At 64.7% G+C, this 9,395-nt stretch carries 11 protein-coding genes; 5 read left to right on the top strand and 6 right to left on the bottom strand.

Annotated features, from left to right (window positions below; translation table 11 throughout):
• Positions 1 to 295 precede the first annotated feature (295 nt).
• From ABCP74_RS08465 to ABCP74_RS08440, 6 genes are read right to left on the bottom strand one after another with little or no spacing between them, the layout of a single operon-like run.
• Positions 296 to 1,693 carry a sensor histidine kinase gene (locus tag ABCP74_RS08465; protein WP_343001585.1) on the bottom strand — a complete coding sequence of 466 codons (1,398 nt, stop codon included), beginning with the start codon at positions 1,691 to 1,693 and terminating at the stop codon, positions 296 to 298.
• A gap of 26 nt (positions 1,694 to 1,719) precedes the next feature.
• On the bottom strand, positions 1,720 to 2,382 hold the full coding sequence (locus tag ABCP74_RS08460; protein WP_343001584.1) for a response regulator transcription factor: 663 nt from the start codon (positions 2,380 to 2,382) through the stop codon (positions 1,720 to 1,722).
• 45 nt (positions 2,383 to 2,427) lie between these two features.
• Positions 2,428 to 2,829 (bottom strand): hypothetical protein, encoded by a 402-nt coding sequence (locus ABCP74_RS08455; protein ID WP_343001583.1) that lies wholly within the window; start codon positions 2,827 to 2,829, stop codon positions 2,428 to 2,430.
• Positions 2,822 to 3,637: an ABC-2 family transporter permease gene (locus tag ABCP74_RS08450; RefSeq protein WP_343001582.1), complete on the bottom strand. Its 816-nt coding sequence runs from the start codon at positions 3,635 to 3,637 to the stop codon at positions 2,822 to 2,824. Before ABCP74_RS08450 ends, ABCP74_RS08455 begins: the two co-directional genes overlap by 8 nt.
• Positions 3,637 to 4,407: an ABC-2 family transporter permease gene (locus ABCP74_RS08445; protein ID WP_343001581.1), complete on the bottom strand. Its 771-nt coding sequence runs from the start codon at positions 4,405 to 4,407 to the stop codon at positions 3,637 to 3,639. The genes ABCP74_RS08450 and ABCP74_RS08445 overlap by 1 nt, the downstream gene beginning before the upstream one ends.
• Positions 4,404 to 5,132: a lantibiotic protection ABC transporter ATP-binding protein gene (locus tag ABCP74_RS08440; protein WP_343001580.1), complete on the bottom strand. Its 729-nt coding sequence runs from the start codon at positions 5,130 to 5,132 to the stop codon at positions 4,404 to 4,406. The genes ABCP74_RS08445 and ABCP74_RS08440 overlap by 4 nt, the downstream gene beginning before the upstream one ends.
• A gap of 396 nt (positions 5,133 to 5,528) precedes the next feature.
• On the opposite strand from ABCP74_RS08440, the gene ABCP74_RS08435 reads away from it, so the two are divergent.
• The 5 genes from ABCP74_RS08435 (at position 5,529) to ABCP74_RS08415 (ending at position 9,344) form a co-directional block, all read left to right on the top strand.
• Entirely contained in the window at positions 5,529 to 6,233 is a 705-nt protein-coding gene (locus ABCP74_RS08435) for a CDP-alcohol phosphatidyltransferase family protein (protein WP_089573364.1), read from the top strand.
• 66 nt (positions 6,234 to 6,299) lie between these two features.
• Positions 6,300 to 6,734 carry an FHA domain-containing protein gene (locus tag ABCP74_RS08430; RefSeq protein WP_006236002.1) on the top strand — a complete coding sequence of 145 codons (435 nt, stop codon included), beginning with the start codon at positions 6,300 to 6,302 and terminating at the stop codon, positions 6,732 to 6,734.
• Positions 6,735 to 6,737: 3 nt separating this feature from the next.
• Entirely contained in the window at positions 6,738 to 7,616 is an 879-nt protein-coding gene (gene ftsR / locus ABCP74_RS08425; RefSeq protein WP_343001578.1) for a transcriptional regulator FtsR, read from the top strand.
• Between the two features lie 40 nt (positions 7,617 to 7,656).
• Complete coding sequence (locus ABCP74_RS08420) at positions 7,657 to 8,187, top strand: adenine phosphoribosyltransferase (RefSeq protein WP_195246684.1); 531 nt, start codon at positions 7,657 to 7,659, stop codon at positions 8,185 to 8,187.
• Between the two features lie 32 nt (positions 8,188 to 8,219).
• Positions 8,220 to 9,344, top strand: a complete 1,125-nt coding sequence (locus tag ABCP74_RS08415; RefSeq protein ID WP_343001577.1) for a coiled-coil domain-containing protein — start codon at positions 8,220 to 8,222, stop codon at positions 9,342 to 9,344.
• Positions 9,345 to 9,395: the final 51 nt, after the last annotated feature.

Raw genomic sequence — 9,395 nt, 5'->3', positions numbered from 1 at the left:
CGGGGTCGGCGAAAGCGCGTTAGCGCATTCGGCGAGATGCGTTTGCGAAAGTGGTTAATTTTAGATTAGCGCTAACAAGCCATTGTATGGCCCCATGTCTCCTTAACTCGATAATTTGTGTTTCAAGCCACGAATCGGTCGAGCAATTGCCAAAAGAAAGGCCCATGCAGGATTGCACGGGCCTTACATCAGATCAAATTTGAGCTAGAAGCACCAAGCGGGGTAGACGCAACACCATCTCATCGCGGCCTCGGCGAGCGACATATCGCAGTCGAGGTAGACATCGAGGAAGTCGTCAGATCCCGCACAGGGGGACCGCGATGCTGACCACCGCGCCGCCCGAGGGGCTGTTGGCGAGCGAGACGGAGCCCCCGTGGGCGCTCGCGGCCTCGGAGGCGACGTGGAGGCCGAGCCCGTAGTGGCGGCCTCCGTCGCGCGAGGAGCGGGAGGAGTCGTCTGTGAAGAGGCGCTCGCAGCCGCGTTCGAGGGCGGCGGGAGAAAAGCCCGGTCCGTCATCGGCGACCTCGATGACGAGGTATCCACCAGCGACGTCGCAGGAGACCACCACGCGCGAGCGCGCGTGCTCGGCGGCGTTGGCCACGAGGTTCGCGGCGGCTCGCGCCAGGCTGGTTCGGTCGAGTGGGGCCTCGGGCGCGCCCGCGACAGCGGGGCCCGTGGCTGCGTCGAGCGTCACGCCTCGCGCCCGGGCGATCTGGGCGGCCTCGGCGAGGACCTGCTCGCAGAGCTCGGCCGGCCGCATGGGGGCCCTCTCCGCCCCGCCGGATCCGCGCGAGGTCTCGATGAGCAGGCGCACGTAGCCGTCGAGCCTTTCGACACTGCCGGCTATGTCGCGCGCGGCGGCCGCGAGGTCGGCGTCTTTCTCGTCTTCCAGCTCCTCCGCCACGAAGTCGGCGTTGGCGCGCAGCACGGTGAGCGGCGTCTTGAGATCGTGGGCGAGCGACGCCACCTGCTCGCGCTGCCCCCGCTCCGCGGCCCAGCGGGCCTCGAGCGACTCGGCGAGGGAGGCCCGCATGGCGTCCATCGCGGCGAGGACGTCGTTCACCTCGCGCACGTTGGTGCTGCCGACCGCGAAGTCGAGCTCCCCCGCGCCGACGCGCCCCGCCGCCTCCGCGAGCGGCGCCATCTTGCGCGAGATCACGCGGCTCGCGCGGCGCGCCACGAGCGCGAGCGCGAGCGCGCTTCCCGCCGCGGCGCCGACGAGCATGAGGTTCTGCGGGTTGGGAAGCAGGCCGGCGAGATCGCGCGAGACCCACTGCGGCAGGTACTCGCTGACGAGTGCGCAGGCCCCGCCGTCCTTGAGCGGGAACGCGGCGTAGGTGAGGCCCGAGCCCCCGCCCTCGATCTCCACTGTGCCCGGATCAGCGGCGAGTGCCGTACGGGCCATTTCCGTCGCGTCCTCGAGCCGCGAACCCTCGAGGTCTGTCATCAGCACGTATCCGTCCTTGTTCAGGATGAGGTAGCGGTACGCCGTCGGCACGTCCTGCTGCCCGCAAACGCCGTCGCGTGCCAGGCCCTCCGCGACCTCGCGCGCATTGGCCGGCCCCCAGCTTGCCTCGTAGACGAAGCCCGTGTTGATCGCCGCGGAGAGCGCCACGAACGAGGCGAGCCACGCCGTGGCGACCGCCGCGAACGCGTAGGCGAAGTAGCGCGCGATGACGAAGGAGAGCGGCATGCCCCCGCGACCTCGCGCCCCGGTCCTCAGAGCTGCCACTTGTACCCCATCCCCCAGACGGTCGCGATCGGATCGGCGCCGGCCTCGGAGAGTTTCCTCCGGGCGCGGCTGACCTGCATGGATATGGCCGCGTCGTCGGCGTCGCTCTCCCAGCCGAGCACCGCCTCGCGTATCTGCGCGCGGCTCATGACCTGCCCGGGGTGGCGGGCGAGGTGCTCGCAGATGGCGTACTCGGTGGGCGTGAGCGGCACGGCCTCGCCGCCCACGGCGAGGCCGCGCGCCCCGAGGTCGATCCGCACCTCCCCGAAGGAGAGGGCGTGCGAGCGCGGCCGGCGCTCACGGCGTAGATGGGCCGCGACCTTGGCGCGCAGCTCCGCGGCCCCGAAGGGCTTGCGGACGTAGTCGTCGGCGCCCAGGCCGTAGCCGGCCACGGCGTCCTCCTCGGCCACGCGAGCGGTCAGGAAGATGATGGGCCCGTCGAAGTCCGGGCGGATCTGCCGCACGAGCTCGAAGCCGTCGAGCTCCGGCATCATGACGTCGCAGAGCACGAGGTCGAAGCGCGAGAGGTCCGTCCCCGGGACCGCCGTCGGGTCCGCTGCCTTGACGACCTCATGGCCGTCGCGGCCGAGGACGCGCGCGAGCGCGTCGAGGATCGCCCACTCATCATCCACTGCCAGTATCCTCGCCATGTTCGACCTCCTGAAACTCCCGTCAGCATTGTACTTGCGCCGCGCTCAGCGGTCTAGAGCCCCGCGCGCAGCCGCGGGTGCCTCGGCCGCGTTGCACGCGCGGTAGCGCACGCCCGAGCCGCCGCGCGCCTCGATCTCGAGCCAGCCCTCGCCGTCCGACTCCCGCCCGAAGAAGATGAGCTGAAGCTCTCGGATATTGCCCCTGTCGTCCGCCGTGTCCACCAGGTAGACGTAGTTTGCCCCCGACCCGGTGGCGTCGGCGTAGGAACTCGCGTGGCTGCCGCGCTCGGGCGCGGGCGCCCACATGGCGATCTCAGGGTTGGGCAGCACGCGGTCGGCGATCGAGCGCAGCGCCGACCCCCAGCCGGCGTCGAGCAGGGCATTCCCGCCCAGGACGAGCGCTGCGGAGAGGAGGGCGAGCACGGCGGCGAGCGGCTTCCTACGCATCTGCCCTCCCGTCCTCGAAGCGGCAGAACCAGGCGATAAGGACGGCGGCGGTTGCCAGGGTGAGCACGAGGCTGGCGAGCGCAGTCGTGAGGAGGGGGCCCGCCGCGCGTGCGGCGTCGATGAAGGCCTCTACCCCGAGCGACCCCAGGCGCGCGGGCCAGGCGAGCGGCACCCAGCTCAGGGGCGTCGCCAGGGCACCGGTGAGCTCGCCGGTCATGAGGCCGTGCGCAAGTCCGCCCACTGAGAAGAACGCGAGGAGCATCCCCGCCGCGCCGGCGCCGATGGCGGCGTTGCGGCCGAGGCGCAGGGCCACGCCGAGCCCCAGCGCGTAGAGGGGCAGGCTGCCCAACACGATGCCCGCCCAGGTGGCCGCAAGCGGAGCGGGCCCGAGCGGCAGGCGCCCGGCGACGGCGAGCACGGCCCCGAACACGCCGAGCGCCACGGCCAGCGCGCCCGCGCCGAGCGCCGCAAGGGCGAGCAGCTTCGCCGCGACGGCGCGCCCGCGCGAGGGGACCGCCGTGAGGTTGGCGAGGCGCCCGGCAGCGCGCTCCTCGTCCACGGCGAGCCCGCAGACGATGGCGGACATGAGCGGCATGAGGGCGCCGAGGAACTGGGCGTAGGCGTCCGCGCCCAGCGCCGGGTCCCATCGGGTTACGGAGAAGTACTCGCCGCAGGCAAGACCGGCTGCCAGGCCGCAGACGAGGTGCACCGCCGTGAGCGGGGAGCGCGCCAGGCGCAGGGTCTCGGAGAGCAGGGCCCGCGGGAGAGTCATGCGCGGCGTCGGGTCGGAGAGTCGTGTCATGGCCATCACCTCTCCTCGGAGCGCGCGAACCAGGCCGCGCCCGCCGCCGTGAGCGCAGCGAACGCGAGCGCGCAGACCGCAAGGCCCGCCAGTGTGAGCATGCCATCCGCCGCGAGCGCCCCGCCGAGCGCCATGTCCGCCGCGAGTGGCTCGCCGCTCGGCAGCACGGGGATGAAGCTCGTGGGGATGACCATGCTCGCCGACGGCGGAAAGAGCTGCGGCAGCGGCACCAACGACCAGGCGAACCCACCCACGAGCTGCACGACGAGCGGGCAGAAGATGCCCGCGAGCATTCCGAGCCGCGCCGTGAGAAAGAGCCCTGCGGGGATCATCCACGCCGCGGTCACCGTGTTGACGAGCGCGCAGAGGAGCATCGTGAGCGTGCCCGCGGCCGTGAGGCCCTGCGAGGAGAACGCCGATCCCGCGAGGTAGATGCCGAAGACCACGAGGTTCGAGAGCGTGCAGAGCGCGAGGCACCAGAGTGCCTTGGCCCACCAGGCGCGCCCGAGCGGGAAGCCCAGGCCCAGAAGCCCCCGCATCCGCGTGCGAGCGTCCGCCCGCGCGACGCACGCCACCACGAGCGAGAGAGACACGGGCAGGAAGAGCGCGTACCAGTAGTTCCACGCGCTGAAGATCTGCACGCCCCAGTAGGGCATCGCACCGAGCAGCGGCATCGGCAGCGCCATGAGCACGGCCAGGCGAACCGGTGCCGCGTGGCGCGACTTCAGAGCCTCGGCGCGCAGGCCCGCGAGCAGGCCGCCTTTCTCGCCCGTCATGCCGCCACCTCCCCACGCGCTCGTCGCCCTTCCCGGCAGAAGCTCATGAAAAGTTCCTCGAGGTCCTGCCCAGGTTGAAGCGCATCCTCGTAGGCGAGGCGCCCCCCGCAGATGATGCCGATGGTGTCCGCCATCTGCTGCACCTCGGAGAGGATGTGGCTCGAGACGATCACCGTCGTACCCGCCGCCGCGAAGCCGCGGATCTGGTCGCGCAGCTCCTCAATGCCGATGGGGTCGAGGCCGTTGGTGGGCTCGTCGAGCACGAGCAGGCGTGGACGGGCGATCAGCGCCAGCGCGAGCCCCAGGCGCTGCCGCATGCCCATCGAGAAGCGCCCGGCGCGCTTCTTCCCGGTGTCCGCGAGGTCCACGGCGGCGAGCACCTCATCTATGCGGCTCTCGGGAAGGCCCAGCAGCGTGGTGCGCACGCGCAGGTTCTCGCGCGCGGTGAGGTTGGGGTAGAGCGGCGCCTCCTCGATGAGGCTGCCGATTGCGTAGAGGTCCTCGCGGCGCCAGGCGTGCCCGGCAAAGAGGATCTCCCCGGCCGTCGGCCGCAGCATCCCGCAGATCATCTTGAGCGTTGTCGACTTGCCGGCGCCGTTGGGACCGAGCAGCCCGTACACCTCGCCCTCGCGGATATGAAGGCTCACATCGGCCACGGCGTCCTGCGCCTGGTCGCCGCGGCCGAAGCGCTTGGTGAGCCCACGCGTCTCGAGCATGTAACCCATGGGTTTATCCTTTCTCTTCCGGGAGCGCGGGCCGAGTCACCGTGCCCGCGCGCCTTACCTTTCGGGTTCACCATCCATGGTGGGGCGCGTTTCTAACGAAGCCATAACGGCCGTTGGGTTCTTTTGGCGCCAACCCTTCTCGACCCGCACATCATGATTAATTTGCTTAAGGCAACAACTTTCCCGATCGATGTAATCACCGAATCAAAACGTGTACATCACCCTCCAAAACCGACATTTTTCGGCATGTTTGGAGGCTGATGTACACGAATGTGAAATCAACCGCCGCCCAAAAGCGCCTTCCTCATGTCTGGACTCTCTATGCTTACGCTGGATAGACATCGCCGGAACGGGTATAGTAGCGAAAGATTTGTCGTTAACCAGCGGGGGAGTCCTGTGGGCATCAAAAAGAAGATCAAAAAGGAGCTTATCGGCACTTCCGATTACCCGTCGAATAAGATCTTTACGATCTCCAATTTCATCACCTTTACGCGCCTGATCCTCACCCTGGTATTTCTGTACCTGTTTGTGACGGATAACAACCGCGTCATCGCCATCGTTATCTACGCCGTTGCCGCCTCTACCGACTGGATGGACGGTCAGATCGCCCGCATGACCAAGACGGTCTCGTGGCTCGGTAAGGTCATGGATCCCATTTGTGACCGTGCGCTGCTGTTCACCGGCGTACTTGGGCTGGTGGTCCGCGGAGAGCTGCCCATCTGGGTCTGCGTGCTCATTATTGGCCGCGACATCTATCTGGGCATCGGCACGCTTATCGTTCGTCATTATCACCGTCGCCCCATCGATGTCGTCTTTCCCGGAAAGATTGCCACTGCACTGCTCATGACCGGCTTCTCGCTCATGCTGCTCGGGTTCCCCGTTATTGACGGCCTGCATCTTTTACCTTCAACCCTTACGGCCTTCCCGGGCCTCAACGGAAGCTCGGTGCCCCTCGGCATCTTCTTTGTGTACGGCGGCGTGATCTTCTCCATGCTCACGGCTGTCATCTATTCCATTAAGGGCGGAGTGGCCATTAAACAGGCTCTCGCGCATCCCGAGGACGAGGACATCGACTTTCTGAACCCTGAAATCGAAGACTGATTCGTTGGGGTATGATTACGTACGGTTCATTATTTGCGGCACGTCCGCGATAAGTTAGGGGTTGTCATGGACAACATGGTTAATAATATGCCTCAGAATGATAAGACTGCTGACGCTACCTGCGTATTCCGCGTGCCTTCAAGCGACGTCACCGTTCCCGACCTCATGGCCAACGTGCGCATCACCGCCCCCGTTCTGTCCATCGTCAAGGGTCCGCAGACTGGTGCCGCCTTTGAGCTCGAGGACGACGTGACCACCATCGGCCGCGATCCTGCGAACGGCATCTTCCTCAATGACATGACCGTTTCGCGCAGCCACGCGCGCATTATTCGCGAGGGCCTCGGCGCTCGCATCGAGGATCTGGGTTCGCTCAATGGCACCTGGGTCGACGGTGCCATCGTCAACGCGGCCCCGCTGCACGACGGTTCTTCCGTCCAGATCGGTACGTTTACGCTCATCTACCACGAGAGCACGCCGGAGCGCATCGAAACCGGTGAGTAGGGCATGGCCGAACGCAACTATCTGAGTATCGGCCAAGTCGTCAACCTACTTCGAGGCGCATACCCCGATCTTTCGAACTCAAAAATTAGATTTCTAGAGGATGAGGGGCTCATTACCCCTCATCGTACGCCTAAGGGATACCGTCAGTACTCCAAGGAGGACGTTGATCGCCTGGAGGTCATCCTGCACTTGCAGAAGACCCGCTACATGCCGCTCAACGTGATTAAGCAGCGCTTGGAAAACGCCACGGACCTGTCAACGCTCGCTTACGAGGTGGGCTTGCTGTCCGATGTTCCGCTCAAGACGGAGCCCAAGGAGACTAAGCAAAAGCTGCATCCCATTGAGACCATTCCCGATATGCTGGGCGTCGAGATTTCGTTTATCCGCTCGCTCGCCGAGAACGACCTCATTCGCATCATCAAGAGTCCGCAGAATCGTGAGCTCGTCGATGGTCGCGATTTCCCGATCATCCGCTACTGCTCCGAGCTGTCACGCTTCCATATCGAGCCGCGCAACCTGCGTCAGTACGTGTCTTCCGCCAACCGCGAGTCCTCGATGTTTGAGCAGGTGCTCGTGAGCATGCTCGGAATGGATACCTCCGATGACGAGCGCGACGCCAAGCTCGAGCGTGCGTTTAAGAAGCTTCACGACCTGACGGAAGGTGTGCACACTGCGCTGCTCAAGAACCGCGTTTTTGAGTCGCTCAACGCCGTGGTCGAGGACGCCGACATCGATGCACTCGATGAGGAAATCACTCGCTCCGAGTCCACCAAAGCCAAAAACGAAGAGATAGCCACGCCGGCTTCGCACGAGGATTCTCTCGTAAAGCCGCTCAAGGTCGTCGCCCCTTCGCAATCCGGCACCGTCACCGCGGGCAAATAACCGCTGCTGATATTTCGGCAACCCATTGAAAGGCCATGTAATGTACGACTTCGAATCTCAAATCGTCGACATCCCCGACTATCCCGAGCCCGGAGTCATCTTTAAAGACATCACGCCGCTCTTTGGCAATCCCGAGGCGCTCAAAGCCATGACCGATTCCCTCGCCGAGCACTTTGCCGGCAAGGGAATCACCAAGGTCGTGGGTCCCGAGGCCCGCGGCTTTATGGTTGGCGTACCGGTGGCTGTAGCCCTTGGCGCCGGCTTTGTTCCCGCACGTAAACCGGGCAAGCTGCCGCGCGAGACCGTAAGCCAGAGCTACGAGCTCGAGTACGGCACCGATTCAATTGAGATCCATGCCGACGCTATCAGCTCTAAAGATACCGTGTTGATTCTGGACGACTTGGTCGCAACGGGCGGAACCGTCGAGGCAACAGGTAAACTGGTGCGAGATATGGGCGCAAAGCTTATCGGTTACGGTTGTATACTTGAGCTTGCGTTTCTCAACCCGCGCGAGAAGCTCACGCCGTCTGATGACGATGTGGAGCTCTTTAGCCTGGTGACGGTAGACTAGCCGTTACCCTTAGTTACTGGAAAGGAAGCTACATGCGCACAGCAAACACGCACAAAAACATGGCACGCTGCGCTGCTACGGCAACCCTCGCTTGTGTTTTGGGCTTGGGCCTCGTGGCTCCTGCCTACGCCGATACCGCATCCGACCTTGCCGCTGCTCGTACGAAGCTCGAGCAGATCGGTACCCAAACCCAGCAGATTTACGATGAGCTCGCCACGCAGACGCAGGCGCTCGATCAGACTGCCGGCGAGATCACGCAAAAGCAGCAGGAGATCGCCGATGGTCAGGCCAAGCTCTCGACCTATGTCGCCGGCGAGTACAAAACCGGCGGTCTGAGCCTGCTTCAGGTTCTGACGGGTGTCGATGATCTGAGCGATATGCTCAACCGTCTGTTCTACTACGGCAAAGTTTCCGATAAGCAGGCTCAGACCATTCAAGAGGTCAAGGAGCTTAAGCAGCAGCTAACCGATAAACAGGCCGAGCAGGAGAAGAACGTCGCCGCCACGCAAAAGAAGGTCGACGAGCTTAATGCTCAGCAGGCTGAAGCCCAGAACGTCGTAAATTCCCTGGATTCGCAGCTGCAGGCCGAGCTTGCCGCCGAGGCCGAGGCCAATGCCGCGCTGCAGGCCGGCATCAACGCTAGCACCGCCGAGAAGGCCACGGTGAGCAACGAGACTGCCGGTACGACCGAGAACACCAACAACGGTGGCCAGACCAGCAATAACAACCAGGGCGGCAACACTCCGGCTCCTACGCCGACACCCGCTCCGACGCCGCAGCCCTCCACGCCTGCTCCGGCTCCGACGCCTTCCGCTCCGAGCCAGTCCGTCGATGGCGGTTCTGTTGTCTCGCGTGCATACAGCAAGCTTGGTTGCGCTTATTCCTGGGGCGGAATTGGCCCGAACAGCTTCGACTGCTCTGGTTTTGTTAGCTATTGCCTCACTGGTCGCTATTGCCGCCTCGGCACCACGGGTACCTTTATGGGCTGGACGCGTGTGTCCGATCCGCAGCCCGGTGACGTTGTGGTCAACTCGTACCACACCGGCATTTACATCGGTGGTGGTCAGATGATTCATGCTTCTGACTACAACACGGGTGTTATCATCAGCTCCGTTGCCGCCGGCATGAACAACAACTACATTTTCGTGCGCTACTAAGTATTCAGATAAAGCAAACAGATATGGACCTCGTGGCTTTGAGTCATGGGG

The sequence above is a fragment of the Collinsella aerofaciens genome, from assembly GCF_039062315.1.
GTDB classification, from domain to species: Bacteria; Actinomycetota; Coriobacteriia; order Coriobacteriales; family Coriobacteriaceae; genus Collinsella; species Collinsella aerofaciens_BG.
The sequence above is the reverse complement of the archived record's forward strand: the minus strand, read 5'-3'. Positions and strand labels throughout refer to the sequence as shown.